At 72.2% G+C, this 14,749-nt stretch carries 17 protein-coding genes; 4 read left to right on the top strand and 13 right to left on the bottom strand.

Going from position 1 to position 14,749, the window contains the following annotated elements:
• Positions 1-12: 12 nt before the first annotated feature.
• On the bottom strand, positions 13-1,626 hold the full coding sequence (locus D1409_RS15210; RefSeq protein WP_123537842.1) for a cobyric acid synthase: 1,614 nt from the start codon (positions 1,624-1,626) through the stop codon (positions 13-15).
• A gap of 16 nt (positions 1,627-1,642) precedes the next feature.
• The gene (locus D1409_RS15205; protein WP_164471711.1) at positions 1,643-2,590 is read right to left on the bottom strand and encodes a hypothetical protein; all 948 of its coding nucleotides are present in this window, start codon (positions 2,588-2,590) and stop codon (positions 1,643-1,645) included.
• A gap of 81 nt (positions 2,591-2,671) precedes the next feature.
• Between D1409_RS15205 and D1409_RS15200 the strand changes: the two genes are divergently transcribed.
• From D1409_RS15200 to D1409_RS15190, 3 genes are all read left to right on the top strand, one after another.
• Entirely contained in the window at positions 2,672-3,493 is an 822-nt protein-coding gene (locus D1409_RS15200) for a class I SAM-dependent methyltransferase (protein WP_123537840.1), read from the top strand.
• Positions 3,494-3,556: 63 nt separating this feature from the next.
• Positions 3,557-4,381: an ABC transporter ATP-binding protein gene (locus D1409_RS15195; protein WP_123537839.1), complete on the top strand. Its 825-nt coding sequence runs from the start codon at positions 3,557-3,559 to the stop codon at positions 4,379-4,381.
• Entirely contained in the window at positions 4,378-6,090 is a 1,713-nt protein-coding gene (locus D1409_RS15190; RefSeq protein ID WP_123537838.1) for a hypothetical protein, read from the top strand. Before D1409_RS15195 ends, D1409_RS15190 begins: the two co-directional genes overlap by 4 nt.
• Before the next feature lie 300 nt (positions 6,091-6,390).
• Here D1409_RS15190 and D1409_RS15185 read toward each other — a convergent pair whose 3' ends face one another.
• The 11 genes from D1409_RS15185 to D1409_RS15135 all read right to left on the bottom strand — a co-directional run bounded on the left by D1409_RS15185 (position 6,391) and on the right by D1409_RS15135 (position 13,696).
• Positions 6,391-7,068 (bottom strand): cob(I)yrinic acid a,c-diamide adenosyltransferase, encoded by a 678-nt coding sequence (locus D1409_RS15185; RefSeq protein WP_123537837.1) that lies wholly within the window; start codon positions 7,066-7,068, stop codon positions 6,391-6,393.
• Between the two features lie 57 nt (positions 7,069-7,125).
• Complete coding sequence (locus D1409_RS15180; RefSeq protein WP_123537836.1) at positions 7,126-7,860, bottom strand: adenosylcobinamide amidohydrolase; 735 nt, start codon at positions 7,858-7,860, stop codon at positions 7,126-7,128.
• Positions 7,847-8,917 (bottom strand): aminotransferase class I/II-fold pyridoxal phosphate-dependent enzyme, encoded by a 1,071-nt coding sequence (locus tag D1409_RS15175; protein ID WP_123537835.1) that lies wholly within the window; start codon positions 8,915-8,917, stop codon positions 7,847-7,849. The genes D1409_RS15180 and D1409_RS15175 overlap by 14 nt, the downstream gene beginning before the upstream one ends.
• A gap of 99 nt (positions 8,918-9,016) precedes the next feature.
• Positions 9,017-9,469, bottom strand: a complete 453-nt coding sequence (locus D1409_RS15170; RefSeq protein WP_123537834.1) for a hypothetical protein — start codon at positions 9,467-9,469, stop codon at positions 9,017-9,019.
• A 53-nt stretch (positions 9,470-9,522) separates the two neighbouring features.
• The gene (locus tag D1409_RS15165; protein ID WP_206425083.1) at positions 9,523-10,065 is read right to left on the bottom strand and encodes an NTP transferase domain-containing protein; all 543 of its coding nucleotides are present in this window, start codon (positions 10,063-10,065) and stop codon (positions 9,523-9,525) included.
• Positions 10,065-10,889 (bottom strand): adenosylcobinamide-GDP ribazoletransferase, encoded by an 825-nt coding sequence (cobS, locus tag D1409_RS15160; RefSeq protein WP_235853570.1) that lies wholly within the window; start codon positions 10,887-10,889, stop codon positions 10,065-10,067. The genes D1409_RS15165 and cobS overlap by 1 nt, the downstream gene beginning before the upstream one ends.
• Positions 10,880-11,830 carry an adenosylcobinamide-phosphate synthase CbiB gene (cbiB, locus tag D1409_RS15155; protein WP_123537832.1) on the bottom strand — a complete coding sequence of 317 codons (951 nt, stop codon included), beginning with the start codon at positions 11,828-11,830 and terminating at the stop codon, positions 10,880-10,882. The genes cobS and cbiB overlap by 10 nt, the downstream gene beginning before the upstream one ends.
• Positions 11,821-12,450: an HAD family hydrolase gene (locus D1409_RS15150; protein WP_123537831.1), complete on the bottom strand. Its 630-nt coding sequence runs from the start codon at positions 12,448-12,450 to the stop codon at positions 11,821-11,823. The genes cbiB and D1409_RS15150 overlap by 10 nt, the downstream gene beginning before the upstream one ends.
• A gap of 199 nt (positions 12,451-12,649) precedes the next feature.
• The gene (locus D1409_RS15145; RefSeq protein ID WP_164471718.1) at positions 12,650-12,826 is read right to left on the bottom strand and encodes a hydrogenase maturation nickel metallochaperone HypA; all 177 of its coding nucleotides are present in this window, start codon (positions 12,824-12,826) and stop codon (positions 12,650-12,652) included.
• 171 nt (positions 12,827-12,997) lie between these two features.
• Positions 12,998-13,372 carry a hypothetical protein gene (locus tag D1409_RS15140; RefSeq protein ID WP_123537829.1) on the bottom strand — a complete coding sequence of 125 codons (375 nt, stop codon included), beginning with the start codon at positions 13,370-13,372 and terminating at the stop codon, positions 12,998-13,000.
• 24 nt (positions 13,373-13,396) lie between these two features.
• Positions 13,397-13,696 carry a hypothetical protein gene (locus tag D1409_RS15135; RefSeq protein ID WP_123537828.1) on the bottom strand — a complete coding sequence of 100 codons (300 nt, stop codon included), beginning with the start codon at positions 13,694-13,696 and terminating at the stop codon, positions 13,397-13,399.
• A 113-nt stretch (positions 13,697-13,809) separates the two neighbouring features.
• Between D1409_RS15135 and D1409_RS15130 the strand changes: the two genes are divergently transcribed.
• Positions 13,810-14,598 (top strand): formate/nitrite transporter family protein, encoded by a 789-nt coding sequence (locus tag D1409_RS15130; protein WP_206425075.1) that lies wholly within the window; start codon positions 13,810-13,812, stop codon positions 14,596-14,598.
• The last annotated feature ends 151 nt before the right edge of the window (positions 14,599-14,749 follow it).

The following is a 14,749-nucleotide window of genomic DNA, read 5'->3' as shown; positions in this document are numbered from 1 at the left end:
GCGCCCGAGCGATCAGCGACCGCGCAGGAGCGGCGCGAGGTCGACGTTCTCGGCGACCAGCGCGGCCGCGCCGTCGAACGGGTCATCGGAATCGGCCGCTGCGGTCGGTCGGTCGACGCCCGCGCTCGCGAAGACGCGGTCGACGAACGCTTCGCGCGCGCGTGAATTCTCGAACAGTCCGTGCAGGTAGGTGCCGAACGCGCGGTCGGTCGCGGCGCCCGCGTCGGCGTCCGGGAACGGCCGCGAGAGTGTCGAACCGTCGGCGGCGTCGGCGCGGTCCCCCGCAACCGCTCGCGTCTCGCCCATGTGTATCTCGTACCCGGACACCTCGCCCGAGGCGCCGTCGAGCGGTCCGACCCCCTCGATCCGGCGAGTGGTCTGTTCGACTCGTTTCTCCCGTGAGAAGCGCGTCTCGACCGGTAACAGGCCGATGCCTTCGACGGCATCGATCTCGTCGGTGCTCTCGACGCCGGCGTTCGTGACGCGCTCGCCCAGCATCTGGTACCCGCCACAGAGGCCGACGACCGGCCCGTCGAACGCCCGGAGTCGCTCGGCGCCCCCGCCCGCGCGGAGCGCTCGCAGGTCGTCGACGGTGTTTTTCGTCCCCGGAATCACGACCGCGTCGGCGCCGCGGCCGGTGCCCGACTCGACCGCGTCGGGGTCGGACGGGTCGGCGTCCAGCGGGAGGTAGACGACTCGGACGCCGGGCGTTCGCGCCAGCGGTTCCAGGTCCATGAAGTTCGAGATGCGCGGGAGGCGCGGAACGGCGACGCTGACCGCACGCTCGTCGGCCACGCCGTCGTCCCGACCGCGAACGGACCGCTCGCCCTCGGCGGGGAGGTCGACGCTGTCCTCGGCGGGGAGCCCGGGGTCGTCGTGCGGGACGACGCCCAGGACGGGCACCCCGGTCCGCTCCTCGACCTCGGCGACGGCCGGGTCGAGCAGCGACTCGTCGCCGCGGAACTTCGTCAGGAGCGCGCCCGCGACCCGGTCGCGGACGTCGTCGGGCAGGAGTTCGACGGTCCCGACGAGGCTGGCGAAGGCGCCCCCGCGCTCGATGTCGACGACGAGCAGGACGTCGGCGTCGGCGAAGCGGGCCGTCTCGATGTTCGCGAGGTCCCGGTCGCGGAGGTTGGGTTCGGCGATCGATCCCGCGCCCTCGGCGACGACGACTTCGTGCTCGGCGGCGAGTCGCTCGTGTGCACGGCGAGCGGTCTCGCGGGCGCGCTCCCAGTGGTCCTCGTAGTACTCGCCGGCGCTGTAGTGGGCGACCGCCTCCCCGTCGAGGACGAGTTGCGACTCGGCGTCGCCGCGCGGCTTGAGCAGGACGGGGTTGTGGTCGGTCGTCGGCGCCACCCGCGCCGCGCGGGCCTGGACGTACTGGGAGACGCCGATCTCGCCGAAGGCCGTGGCCGTGTCTTCGTCGTCCGCCGTTTCGGCCGTGGCATCGTTTTCGTCCGTGACGGCCGCTGCCTTCGGCACCGCGCGGGCGTTGTTGCTCATGTTCTGGGCCTTGTAGGGCGCCACGTCGACGCCCCGGTCGGCCAGCAGGCGACACAGTCCGGCGGCGACGGTGCTCTTGCCGACGTGGCTGGCCGTTCCCGCGACGAGGATCGTGCGTGTCATCGGTGTTCGACTCCGTTCATGTCGCCGTCGTCTCCGGGAGCGCCTCGGGGTCGACCACGAGCACGGTCCAGTACGGCTCGCCGTCGTACCGGACGACGTACGGGCCGCTCAGGTCGCCCTCGCCGTCTTCGTCGAGCGCGACTGCCTGCGTGCGCCCACCGAATCGGTCGGCCAGCGACGCGAACGCTGAAGGGATCGACTCGTCGGCGTCCACGACGTACCCGTCCTCCTCGATCGCCGTTCCGACGATCTCCCGCTCTGCGTCGGAGAGATCTGCGAATTCGAACGCGAACCGCTCGCGCATCCGCCGGCCGTACTCGCTCGCGCTCGCGACGCGGTCGGCCGTGTACTCGTACGCGTTCAGCGTGGTCTCGTGGGCGTCGCCGACGACCCACTCCGCCCGACTGTCCGGCCAGACGATCTGGCTGTACTCGGAGTCGGGCACGAGCGCCGACCGCTCGGCCTCGGCGTCGGTGTAGAGGAGGGTGGTCCCGATCCCGACCGCCTCGCCGTCGTCCAGCCCGCGCGCGGCGAACGTCTCGCGGTCCACTTCGGGGAGGGCAGAGAACCGCACCGTCCGCGCGTCCGCGGCCGTCCCCTGTGGCACGTCGACCTTGACGGAGTAGGTGGTCGCTGGCGTCCGGTCGACGACCTCGTGTGCGAGTTCGTAGACGCCGCCGTCGAAGTGGACGTGTCGCGCCTCGGGGAGCGGCGGCCGCGTGCGCTCGACGCTGGCGCCGCCGTCGAGAATCCGCTCGAACAGCGCCCCGTCGTCGTCCGCCTCGTCGACCCCGTACAGCACGCCGCGGGCGAGTTCCGCGTCGGAGCGGGCGGTCAGCTCGAAGCGAGCGGTCGGCGCTTCGCCGACCATCCCCAGGCCGCCCTGGGTCTCCCCGGTCGAACAGCCGGCCAGCGAGGCGCTGGCAAGACCGGCGAGCGCTGTCAGCAACGAACGGCGTCGCATACCCGATCCAGCGCTGGCGCCGCCAAACCAGTTTCCCTCCGTCACCCCCACAGTCTTGCTGCCCGCGATCCATCGTCGGGCATGGCGGACGACTCAGAGGTCGCGGCCCACTACGACGACCTGGCCGACGACTGGAGCGAGTACGCACAGGTACCGTGGCGCGAGCAGGTGCTCTGGCCCGCCGTGGCGGAACTGCTCCCCGACCTCGACGGAGCGCGCGTCCTCGACGCCGGCTGTGGCGACGGCTACTACTCGGCGTGGCTGGCCGACCGCGGCGCGGACGTGCTCGGCGTCGACCTGAGCGCGGAGATGGTCCACACAGCGGCGGAGCGCTACGGTGACCGCGCCGATTTCCGTCGTGGGAACGTCGCCGACGGACTGGATTTCGTCGACGCAAACGAGTTCGACCTCGTCCTCTGCCAGCACGTCGCCTCACACCTGCCGACCCTCGATCCGCTCGCGACCGAGTTCGCTCGCGTGCTCGGACCCGACGGGACGGCCGTCCTCTCCACCCACCACCCCTTCCACGAGTACCTCGTCGTCCGCGACGAGGAGTACCCGGACACGGTCGCTATCGACGACCTCGATACGCGCCCGGCCGTGCGTGCCGACTCGCGCCCGCCGACCTACGACGACACCGAACGCTACGACCTCTACTGGGGCGGGACCGTTCCAGGAGCGCGTTCCGACGACGGCGAGGGAGCGGCCGAAACCCCGACGACCTTCTACCGACGGCCGCTCGACGCCCTCACCGGCCCGCTGTTCGAGGCGGGCTTCGCGCTCCGCGACCTCCGCGAACCCGACCTCTCGGAGCGACTCGACGACGACCTCCTCGACGAGGAGTCCGACCTCGCCCACCGGCCGCCGCGCTCGCTCTGCCTGCGGGCCGAACTCGTCGCGTGACCGGGAACCGGAACGACCGACCGGCCCCCGATCACATAAGTGTAGCGCGCGTGAAACGTCCCCATGGTTCCCGACGCCGGTCTCGACGGCCCCGCCATCGAGACGACCGACCTGACGAAGCGCTTCGGCGACGTGCTCGCGGTCGACGGGTTGAACCTCTCGATCCCGACGGGCGACGTGTACGGCTTCCTCGGCCCGAACGGCTCGGGGAAGACCACGACGATGCGGATGCTGACGACGCTGACGCGACCGACCAGCGGCTCGGCGCGCGTCGCCGGCGTCGACGTGACCGACCGCCGTGAGCTGATCTCGGTCGTGGGCTACCTCCCCGAAGAGCCGCCGCTGTTCGACGAGCTGACCGCCCGCGAGCAACTGCGCCACGTCGCCGCGCTCCACGACGTGCCCCGCGAGCAGGCCCGCGAGCGCATCGACCGCTACCTCGACCGCTTCGGCCTCGCCGGCGAGGCCGACCGCCGGCTCGAAGGGTTCTCGACCGGGATGCGCAAGAAGGTCGGCCTGATCGCCACCGTCCTCCACGAACCGCCGGTCCTGTTCCTCGACGAACCGACGAGCGGGCTGGACCCGCGGGCCGCCCGCACGGTCAAGGACCTCGTCGCCGAGCTCTCGGGCGGCGAGACGACCGTCTTCCTCTCGACGCACATCCTCCCGGTGGTCGACGAACTCGCCGACACCGTCGGCGTCCTCCACCGCGGTCGGCTCGTCGCCGAAGGCCCGCCCGACCGGCTCAAACAGCGCGCCGAGCGCGGCGAGGCCGGCTCGCTGGAGGACGTGTTCCTCGAAGTGACGACCGACCACGCCGAGGAGGCGGCCGTGAGCGGGGCGGACGGGACGGAGGCGGGCGCGACGGCGCCGGACAGCCAGCCATGAACGTCGGACACAGCCTCCGGCTCGCGCGGATCGACGTCAGGCGGATGATCCGCAAGCGGACCGCTCCCGAGAGCTGGCTGACCGCGGTCGTCTCCGTCGGGCTCTACGCCCTCCTGACGCTCGCGTTGACGGTCGGCGGCGCGTACGGTGCGCGCGCACTCGCCCGAGCGATCACCTCGGGGTCGTTCCCGACCGATCCCACGGGCACCGCGACGGCCGCACGCGGACTCGTCGGCGTCCTCTGGGTAGTCCTCGTCGTCGTCTTCGGCGTCCGCGCCGTCGGCCAGCGGGGGACACTCACGAACGCAGACGGGATCCTCACCGTCGTCCCCACCGCCGAGGCGTACCTCGGACTCGTCGCCAGCGAGTGGGTGTACCTGCTCGTCTGGGCGCTCCTCCCCGCCGCGGGCGCCGGCGTCGGCCTCGCGCTCGGAACGGGCACGCTCTCGCTGGCCGTTACCGTCCCCGTGGCTCTCGCGCTCGCCGGCCTGTCGGCCGTCACCGTCGCGTACGCGCTCGGACTCGCCGTCCGCCACGTCGTCACTCGCTTCCCCTTCGTCGCGCGCCACAAGACCGGCCTCATCGCGCTTGTCTTCCTCGTCTACATGGCCGCCATCGTCTCCGGGTCGTTCAACCAGATCGTCGCCGCGCTGTTCGAGCCGATGGCCGCCTCCCCCGTCGGCTGGTACGCCGACCTCGCGCTACTCTCCTTCCCCGCGATGGCCCTCGACCCCACCCTCGCGGCCGCCGTCGTCGCCGGCACCGTCGCCGTCGCGGCCGTCGGCGTCGCCGCGGGCACCTGGGTCGCCGGCCGCCACTGGTTCGCCGACCCCGCCCTCGCCGGCGAGGACACCACCCCCGACGAGTCGACGGGGAGCCCAACCGACGCCGAGCACACCGCGGCGGCGTCGACGGAGGACCGACTCACCGCGGCCGTCGAGCGCGTCCTCGACCGTCCCACCGCGGCGCTCGTCGTCCTCGCCTGGCGCCGGGCCGCCCGCGCCCCGCTGAAACTCATGTACGCCGCCTACCCCCTCTTCTTCGGCACCGGCGCGTTCATCGACATCGTCCAGTCCGGTTCGATCCCCGCCTACCTCCCCTACGCCCTGCTGGTGTTCGTCGCGTGGGCCGGCGGCGTCGTCTTCACGCTCAACCCGCTCGGCGACCAGGGGTCGGTGCTCTCGACGACGCTCCTCAGCGAGGTGACCGGCCACCGGTTCGTCCTCGCGCACGTCCTCGCGGGCCTCCTCGTCGTGGTCCCGCTGGGGACCGTCCTCGTCGCCGTCACCGGCGCCCTGAGCCCGCTCGAAGCCGACTCGGTGGCGATCCTGACCGGCCTCGCGCCCGTCGCGATGGTCGTCGCGGCCGGCCTCTCCGTCGGCATCGGCGTCGCCTTCCCCCGCTTTGAGGCCACGAACGTCACCCGGTCGATGGAGGCCGTCGTCCCGAGCCCGTGGGCGTTCCTCCTCTTCAGCGTCCACGTCGTCGCGACGACCCTCTCCGCCCTGTTCGTCGGCCTCACGGGCGCGCGAGAACTCGGCGCCGCGCTGCTGTCCGGCCTGCTCTCGCTGGTCGTCTCCGCCGACGTTACCGTGTCGCCCTCGGCGCTCTACTACGCCAGCGCCGTCGCGCTCGTCGTCCTGTTGCTCCTCCCCGCGCTCTCCTACCGCTACGCCGTCCGCTCGTTCGATCGGTACACCATCGCCTAGGTGTGGTTCGCTCTGTGGGAGTCGTATTTGCTCTCCTTCGACACTGATCCGCGACCGCGACGACGAGATCCAGTGAGAACAGCGTGAAAGCCCCCGGGCGCTCGACCGGTCCTGACTCGCTGTGCTCCTCGTCTCACTGCGTTCGACTGCGGTGCTTGCGTCGTCAGATACCGGCGAGCGCCCGGCCCCTTTCAGTCCCACCCGTGTCGGCCAACCGGACGGTCTGTGTGGGTGGGAATGAAAGGGTCGGGGCTTTCACGCTGTTCGCGGTCGCGCCGACAGCATCACACCCCGATCCCCTCAGAACTCGGTGCCCTTCCGCGCGCTGTGGCCGGACTCGATCGGGTGTTTCTCCTTGCCGACCTCGGTCACCAGGTCGGCGAGTTCGGTCACGAACTCCGGCCGGTCGTGACCGCCCGTCAGGACCAGTTCGAGGTCGTCGGGCTTGGACTCGACGAGTTCGCGCACTTCCTCCTGATCGACCAGCCCGCGGTTGCCGGCGTAGCCGATCTCGTCGAGGATCAGCATGTGGACGCCCTCGTCGGCGGGCGCGTCGCTGTCGAAGGGCGTCGAGAGATCCGCCTCGCCGGCGGCGTCGACCAGTTCGCGCGCCCGTTCGAGTCCGCCCTTCGCGCGGGCGGCGTGCTCGTCGTCGTCGGTACCGTCGTGGAAGCGATGCCAGCCGTAGTGGCCGCTGTTCTCGTAGGAGAAGCCCGGGAGCGCGTGGATCGCGTTGTACTCGCCGCGCACGTCTTCCACAGTACTGGTCCCGCCCTTCATGAACTGGAGCATGTGGACGCGGTAGCCGTGGCCGGCGGCGCGCATGCCCATGCCCAGTGCGGCGGTCGTCTTGCCCTTGCCGTCGCCCCACCACACCTGCACGAGGCCGAACTCCTCCGGCGCGGCCGGTTCGATCGACTGCGGTTCGAGCGGGTCGTCACTGGCCTGGCTGCCGTCGTCAGCGCCGTCTCCGGTCATGGGCGGACCGACGCCCCCCGGGACCGTAGCCGCTTCGACACGCCGGGCGCGGACAACTCAATCGTCCACTCGCGAGACCGTCGCCGCGCCCGCCGAGACGACGCCGTAGTCGGCCGCCGAGACGGATTCGGGAACCGCGTCGTCCGTGTCGGCGTGCTCGTAGCGCGCGGCGAGACTCGCGCCGACCGCGTCGCGGACGCACACCCGCGCGGCGCGCCCGACCGGCGTCGCGCTGCCAGCGAACGCCGCCCGCTCGCCCGACGGGTCGGAGCCGACGACCACCGCGTCCGAGGTCGTCCCCGTGAACCCCGTCTCGGCCAGCATCGTCGCCGTCTTCGCCTCGACGGCGGTCGCCAGCAGCGTCGCGAGCGCGCCGTCGTCGAGCGCCCGCGTCGTCCCGACGACGAGGTTCACCGTCCCCGGCCGCGGCGGGTCGTCTCGACCTGAACCGCCGACCGGCCCCGCCTCGCCCGCGCTCTCGCCGTCCGTCGGGAGCGACGCGGGATTGGACACGCCCGCGGTCGCGACCACCTCGACGCCGTCGAGTCGAGCGCGGCGGGCGTGGCGCTGTGCGACACCGGTGAGCATCGCCGGCCCCGCCGCTTCGAAGCCCGCGCGCTCGCGGCGCTCGGCGACGTACTCGCAGAGATCGGTGCGGTCGAACCCCTCGGGGACGGTGACGTTGTACGCCGCGTCGGCCGTCTCGTACCCGCCGGAGAAGCCCGTCGAGAGCCAGCGCGTTCCCGGCCGCCGCGCGCACAGCACGTCCGCCGCGACCTCACTGTCGAACATCGAATGCCTCCAGCAATCGGTCGTGCTCCGCGGGGAGCCTGACGGCGACACGGACGTGCGAGTCGAGCCCGTCGAAGCTCCGGGCGTCCCTGAGCGCGATGCCCGCCTCGCGAGCCGTCGCCAGCACCTCGTCGACCCGTTCGTCGGACCCGCAGTCGAGCAGGAGGAACGGCGCGCTCGACCGTTCCAGCGGCGGAGACGGACTGTACACCGCGAATCGGGGATCGCCGTCGAAGGCAGTCCTGAGGCGCTCGCGTTCGCTCGCCACCCGCTCGCGCGTCGCCGCGACGAACGCCTCGCGGGCGAGACAGTGGGCCCCCACTGTCGCGGCCGGCCAGCCGAGTCCCCACGTGATCGCCGCCGTCTGGATCCGGTCGCGGAGGTCACCCGTCGCGACGGTGAAGCCCGCGCGCAACCCCGGGAGCCCGAACAGTTTCGTCAGCGAGCGCGCGACGACGACTCCTTCCGCGCCCGCCAGCGACTCGCGGTCGGTGAATCCCAGAAACGCCTCGTCGACGAGCAACGGCGTCCCCGCCGCGCGACAGCGGTCGGCGAACGCCGCCAGTGCGTCCTGCTCGTAGGCGTCGCCCGTCGGATTGTTCGGGTTGCAAACCACCGCGAGCGCGAACTCTTCGGGGTCGCGATTGAGGAGGTCGTCGTGAGAGACCGCCACCGGGTCGCCGCCCTGGAGTTCGACCTCGCGGGCGTACTCCCCGAAGCTCGGCGCGGGAACGAGCACGCTGTCACCCGGGTCGACGGTGACCGCGACCGCGAGTCGGATCGCCGCGAGCCCGCCCGAGGCGGGGATCACGTCTCCGGCCTCGCAACCTCCGTCCTCGCCCTCGCAGCCGACGTACGCGGCGGCGGCCGCGCGGAACTCGGGGTAGTCCTCCGGGGGGTACGAACGCGACCCGTCCAGCGCCTCCCCGTACACCTCCGCGACCCCGTCGGGGATCTCCGGGTTCACGTTCGCGCTGAAATCCAGCACGTCCGGGTCGTCGCTACTCCCGTGGGTGACGTCCGTCCCGGCGAGCCGCGCGACCGCCTCGCTGTCCATGCTCGTTCGTCGACCAGCGCCGGCAAGAATCTGTCTCTCCGGGCCTCGCGTCGGCCGCGACGGCCCGTTCGTCGCGGCCCCCGAATCCCTCCGTCGGCCTCACTCCCAGGTGTAGCCGAACGCCTCGGAGCTGCGGTCGATGTATCGGTTCTCCAGCACCTCGCTGGTCGTCCGGCCGAGGTCGTCCATCGCCTCGTCGATGTCCGCGCGGTCGGCCCGGGCGAGCCGGTCGTCCCAGGGCTCGGGGAGGTCCTCGGCCAGCGTCGGCGCGAGATACCCCACGTCGCCCGCGGACTCGTTCCAGTAGAAGTCGAGCGCGGCGACCACCCCCAGTTCGAGTGCGGCCTCGAACTGCTCGTCGGAGAGGTACGTGTGCTCGGCCCACTCGTCGAAGGCGTCCTCCCACGCGCCGTCTTCGAGGAATTCCGCGAGCGCCTCGCGGCGCCCCTCCTCGCCGGTCCTCGTCTCCGGTTCCTCGACCGCGTCGTAGTCGCCCGGGTCCTCCGCGGCGTCGAGTCTCGGCGGGTCGGGTATCTCGGGGTCGAATGCCATACCACACCTTCGTCGGTCAGCCCATTGAGGGTTTCCCACACCCGGGTGCCGCGTCAGAACAGCAGCCGCTCGGCGACCTCGGCGTCCTCCCGGCGATTGACGTTGACCGCGAGACGCGACTCGTCGCGCACGATCGTCTCGTCGGGCCCCTCACCTACGACGTTGACGCCAGTGGGGGCGAGTTCCTCGCCCTCGTGGACGAACGACGTGTCGACGCTCACCCCGAGCGCGCTCTTGAGGAACGTCGGCGTCGCGACGGTCAGCGACCCGCCCTCGTAGGCGTCGAGCACGTCGTCGACGACCTTGGCGTCCAGCAGCGGCAGGTCGGCCGCGACCGTCAGGACCGGCTCGGAGATTCGCTCGTCGTCCAGCGCCGCTCCGAGGTCCGCGACGTACCCCTCGCCCGCCGTCTCGATCGTCGGGCAGTCGACGTGAGCGGCCGTCTCCGGCGCGTGCGGCGAGACGACGGCGTACACCCGTTCGACCCTGCTCGCTTCGAGCGCGGCGACCACGCGGTCGACCATCGGCTCGCCGTCGACCGGGAAGAGCGGCTTCTCGCCGTCCCAGTCGAGGCGCGTCCCCTTCCCGCCGCACATCACCAGAGCGTCCATCCGACCACCTCCGGGAGACCGAGGCCGACCGGCGCGTCGAGGGCCGCGCGCCAGACGACCAGTCCGACGTGGAGCGCGGCGACGCGCGCGAGTTCGTTCGCGGCGCCGACCACGTCGCCTGTCACGCCGCCGAGTCGCCGCCGGGCCCACCAGAGGAGTCCGACGGCGACCACGAGCGCGCCGACGAGCGCGCCCAGCGCCGCGAGCGACGGGAGCGTGAGTACGGCGGCAGGCGCCGCGAGCACGAGCGGGACGACGAGGCCACGGGGCCGCGTCTCGTCGGCGACCGCCGCGCCGAACCCGTCCTGGGCGGCCGAGCCCAGCGCGACCAGCGTCGCCATTGCGACCTTCGCAGCGACCTCCGCGGCGACGAGCAGGCCGACGGCCGCAGTGAGCGGCAGGGCCGCGAGGCCGGCCGCGCCCAGCGCGAGCCCGGCGACCACGACCGCCACGGCGAGCGTCCCGCCCACGCCGAGGACCGTGTCTCCCATCACCTCGCGGCGGCGCTCCGCGTCGCCGTGGACGACAACCGCGTCGCCCAGATCCGCGACGCCGTCGAAGTGATTGATCCCGGTGAGCGCGACGACCGCGAGCACGTAGACGAGCGCGACCGTCACGGCCGGCGCGGGGGTGACGAGCGCCAGGGCGACCGGGACCGCGACCAGCGCGCCGAGAACGTACCCCGCCACTGGGAGCGTCCACGGCGCCGTCCGAAACGCCTCCCAGGCGCGCTCGTCGCGACCGACCGGGAGCCGGGAGAGAAAGCCCAGCGCGCCGCGGAGCGCCGTCGGTGCCTCCCTCAGACCCACGTCGCCACCCCCGCCCCGAGATACGCCAGCGCGCCCGCCAGTCCTACGCGCCGGACCGCCCGCTCCGCGTCGCTCGCCGTCGGCAACGCCGCGCCGGGATCGAGGTCGTACACGCCGGGCTTGACGAGTCGCACGTCGAGCGCCGCGGCGACGGTCCCCATCGGCCACCCCGAGTTCGGCGACGGGACCTCGGGGGACCAGCGGCGCGCGCTCCCGAGCGACCGCGGCGCGAGACACGCCGCGGCGATCAGGACCGCGCTCGCTCGCGCCGGCAGCCACATCACCGCGTCGTCCAGTCGCGCCGGCGCCCACCCGACCGGCTTCGAGCGATAGCCGAGCATCGAGTCCATGGTGTTGACCGCCTTGACCCACACCGCGCCCGCCGCGCCGACGGCGAGCGCCGCGACGGACGGGTCGGTCGCCGTCACGAACGTCGCTCCCAGCCCCTCGACGGCGACCGCGAGGACGGCGAACGCGCCCAGCGGAGCGACCAGCCCGTCGGCCAGGTTCTCCGCGACGCTCTCGACGACCGCGCTGCGTACCTGTCCCGCCGAGAGGTCCGACGCGTCGCGCCCGGCCAGCGCGCGCAACCGCTCGCGCGCACCGTCGAGGTCCGTCTCGCTCGCGGCCGTCACGTCGCGGGCCACCGCGAGCAGTCGGCGGAGGCTCGTCGTCGCGAACAGCGCGAGCGCCCCCACGGCGGCGCCCGCGACGGGTCGCCAGGCGCCGACCGCCGCCACGAGCCCGCCCAGTGCGAGCGCCGCGACCAGTGGGAGCCCGAGCGCCGCGAGCGCGCCGACGAGCCGCGGTCGCGACCACTCGCGGTCGAACGGCGCCACGAGCCGCCCGAACCAGGCGACCGGGTGGAGGCGGGTCGGCGGCTCCCCGAGAGCCGCGTCGAGCGCGAACGCGACCCCGACCGCGGCGGCGCTCAGCGACACTCGATCGCCTCCAGCTCCGCCGGGAGGTCGGCCAGTGAGACCGCCGAGAGCGAGACGCTCGTCGCACCGGCGTCGTCGGCCCCGCCGTCGGTTTCGGGGTCGTCGCCGACGTGGACGAGGCGCTCGATCGGTACGTCCAGCGCCGACGCGACCGCCTCGAACGCCCGCGGGTCCGGCTTTCGCCACCCGCAGTCGACGCTCGCGACGACGGCGTCGAACCGGTCGACGTCGACTGCGGAGCGGTCGAGCGACCGCTCGACCAGCCCCGGGACGCTGCAGTTCGAGAGGACGCCAACCGGTCCGCGTTCGGCAGCGGCGGCGACCGCGGCCCGGGCTCCGTCGCGCGTCGTCACCGCACCGTCGAACGCCGCGCGCACGGCCGACTCCGCGAGCGCCGCCTCGACCTCGATGCCGCGACTCGCCAGCACCGCGCGAACGTGGTCCGGCAGCGCCGCTTCCCGACCCGGGTCGACCGCGACCTGCGGCTCTCGATAGGCGCTGCCCCAGTCCCCGGGGACTGCGACGTCGCGGTCCCGTAGTTCGCGAGCGACCGCGTCGGCCGGATCCGCCGGTCGTTCGACGGCGACGAGCGTGCCGAACAGATCGAACGAGACTGCCACGAACCCCCCATCGACACGGGTTCCCTTCAACTGTACGGACCGTTCGTCGGTTCGCGGATCGCCCGACCGCCGTCGCTCGACGGGTCGGCTATAAATAAAGGGGTGTGCGGGCCGAATCGGCCCCGGGTCACATGGGTCGTGGGCCGCGCGCTCGGCTTCGGGCAGGCCTGAGCTGTCGCGGCGGCGCTCCGAGCCGAACTCAGCTGCTCTCGCCGTCCGACTGCACCCACTTGGCCCGTCGGATGTCGTACTTCCCACAGACCGGGCAGGTGTGATACTGGATGTCGAACTGCGTCTCGCAGCCGAGACACATGTACGGAAGCGCCTCCGGCTTCGACAGCCCTGAAGCGCGTTTGGCCCGTTCCAAGACGCCCATCGTGACCACACAGATGACAGGCACCCTCTCACTAAAAAGAGCGAGGATAGTTTACGTCCCGAGAAAACACCTGCTTCGGCCCCTGTCGCCGTCTGTGAGCGGGTCTAAGGGCGGTGGCCGACACGCGTCTGCCACTTCGGCTCGACGGGAGACTCGACCGCTCCCAGTCGCTCAGTCGTCTCCCTGCTCGTCGTTGGCGTCGGTGACCGGGACGCGCGTCGGCCCCTCGTCTTCCCTCGCGTGCCGGCGGTGTTCCCCGTCGCCGCCCACGGGCAGTCGGTCGCGCACTTCGCTCGCGAGCGACTCGACACGGTGGCGGACCGTCGACGCCTCCTCCTCGAAGCGCTCGACGTTCCGGTCGACGCGGTAGACGCGGTCGCGCGGGATCTGTTTCATCAGGTCGTTGCCCTCCTCGTCGGTCCCCGACCTGAGCATCCAGTGGTCGCGCGCGTACACGACCTCCTCGTTGTCGACCGTCAGCTCCGTCGTCCCCTCGTCGGGGTCCTCGTAGACGATCGTCGCCTGGCCGAGTTCGATCTCGTCCATGTCACTCGTTCGGGCCGCGGCCCTTTACGCTCCGTGCCGGCTCACGCTCTCGGACGCCACCGATCGTCGCTCGACAGCGACTCCGGGCGACTCGAGCGCCGACTGCGCGGTCCGCGTCGCGGTCTGCGTGTCGGCCGTCGTCGGGCCCGTCTCCGTCCCGTTCGGCGCGATCGGTTCGGCCCCCGCGTCGTTGTCGGTCGTCGGGACGTCGCCGCCGTCGGCACCGTCGGCGTCGGTCACGCCGCCGCCCGGCTCTCCACAGCCGGCGCCGATAGCGAGCGCGACGAGAACGAGGACGGTCAGAACGGTCCGTGTGTGGGTCACGACTGTGTTTCGGGAGTGACACCGATGTCGTCCGCGCGTGCACTCGCAAGCCGGCGTGAGACACGCTCTATAGCCGGCCTGTCGCTTTTGAGCGCACCGGACCCAGAGCGATCGTGACCGCGCCAAGGACTCCCTCGGAGATCTTCGAGCGCGCCGTCGAAGAGGGCGACCGGCGTCTCGACCAGTCGTTCCTCGAACTCGCCTCGACGAGCTTCATCGCGGGGTTCACGATCGTCTTCGGGATCGTCGCGCTCGGACTCGTCGAATCGTTCGTCGAACCGACCCTCGGCCACGTGGCGAACGTCGCTGGCGCGCTCGCGTTCGGCCTCGGCGTCGTCTTCCTCGTCGCCGGCCGGACCGAGCTGTTCAACGAGAACTTCTCGGACCCGACCGCGGCCGCCGTCGAACGATCAGACGTCTCTCCGCTCCCCGCGCTCGGACGACTGTGGGTCGTCACCCTCGTCTTCAACCTCGTAGGCGGCGGCCTCTTCTCGCTCGTCTTCGCCGCCGAGGGGGCGGTCCCACCGGAGTCCGCGACGGTCCTCGAGACGACGGCCGAGGCGGTCGCGCACCGCTCGCCCCTGTCGTGGTTCACCCGCGGCATCGCCGGCGGCGCCCTCGTCAGTCTCCTCTCCTTCCTCCTCGTCTCCGTCCGCGGCGACGGGAGCCGACTCGGCCTCGCCTACGCCGTCGGAGTCCTGCTCGCGCTCGGCCCCTTCGACCACGTCGTCGTCTCCGTGCTCCACGTCTTCCTGGGCGCGCTACTGGGTGCGACCGTCACCCGGACGACGCTCGTCACGCTGACCGCTGTCGTCACTGCCGGCAACCTCGTCGGCGGACTCGGTCTGGTCACGTTCACCCACGTTACACAGGCGATGGGCTCCGACGGACCCGACGAGTGAGACGGACGCCCCCGCGGACGGGCGCGCACTCGGGGCGGGCCGCTCCGAGGCGCGCGACGTTTGAGGATCTGCGTGAAGTAGGGGGTTGTTACGTCTTCACACCCTCTGTCGTGATAGGGGATGAACTGACCGCAGCCCCCGTTTCACCACA

The organism is Halosimplex salinum (assembly GCF_003730195.1).
In the GTDB taxonomy this organism is placed as follows: domain Archaea; phylum Halobacteriota; class Halobacteria; order Halobacteriales; family Haloarculaceae; genus Halosimplex; species Halosimplex salinum.
Note: the sequence above shows the minus strand (reverse complement) of the source record. Positions and strands in the feature narration are given on the sequence as shown.

Excerpts from the sequence above, each read along its gene's own strand:
- D1409_RS15210 (WP_123537842.1), bottom strand. The coding sequence starts at position 1,626 with ATGACACGCACGATCCTCGTCGCGGGAACGGCCAGCCACGTCGGCAAG.
- D1409_RS15205 (WP_164471711.1), bottom strand. The coding sequence starts at position 2,590 with ATGCGACGCCGTTCGTTGCTGACAGCGCTCGCCGGTCTTGCCAGCGCC.
- D1409_RS15200 (WP_123537840.1), top strand. The coding sequence starts at position 2,672 with ATGGCGGACGACTCAGAGGTCGCGGCCCACTACGACGACCTGGCCGAC.
- D1409_RS15195 (WP_123537839.1), top strand. The coding sequence starts at position 3,557 with ATGGTTCCCGACGCCGGTCTCGACGGCCCCGCCATCGAGACGACCGAC.
- D1409_RS15190 (WP_123537838.1), top strand. The coding sequence starts at position 4,378 with ATGAACGTCGGACACAGCCTCCGGCTCGCGCGGATCGACGTCAGGCGG.
- D1409_RS15185 (WP_123537837.1), bottom strand. The coding sequence starts at position 7,068 with ATGACCGGAGACGGCGCTGACGACGGCAGCCAGGCCAGTGACGACCCG.
- D1409_RS15180 (WP_123537836.1), bottom strand. The coding sequence starts at position 7,860 with ATGTTCGACAGTGAGGTCGCGGCGGACGTGCTGTGCGCGCGGCGGCCG.
- D1409_RS15175 (WP_123537835.1), bottom strand. The coding sequence starts at position 8,917 with ATGGACAGCGAGGCGGTCGCGCGGCTCGCCGGGACGGACGTCACCCAC.
- D1409_RS15170 (WP_123537834.1), bottom strand. The coding sequence starts at position 9,469 with ATGGCATTCGACCCCGAGATACCCGACCCGCCGAGACTCGACGCCGCG.
- D1409_RS15165 (WP_206425083.1), bottom strand. The coding sequence starts at position 10,065 with ATGTGCGGCGGGAAGGGGACGCGCCTCGACTGGGACGGCGAGAAGCCG.
- D1409_RS15145 (WP_164471718.1), bottom strand. The coding sequence starts at position 12,826 with ATGGGCGTCTTGGAACGGGCCAAACGCGCTTCAGGGCTGTCGAAGCCG.
- D1409_RS15140 (WP_123537829.1), bottom strand. The coding sequence starts at position 13,372 with ATGGACGAGATCGAACTCGGCCAGGCGACGATCGTCTACGAGGACCCC.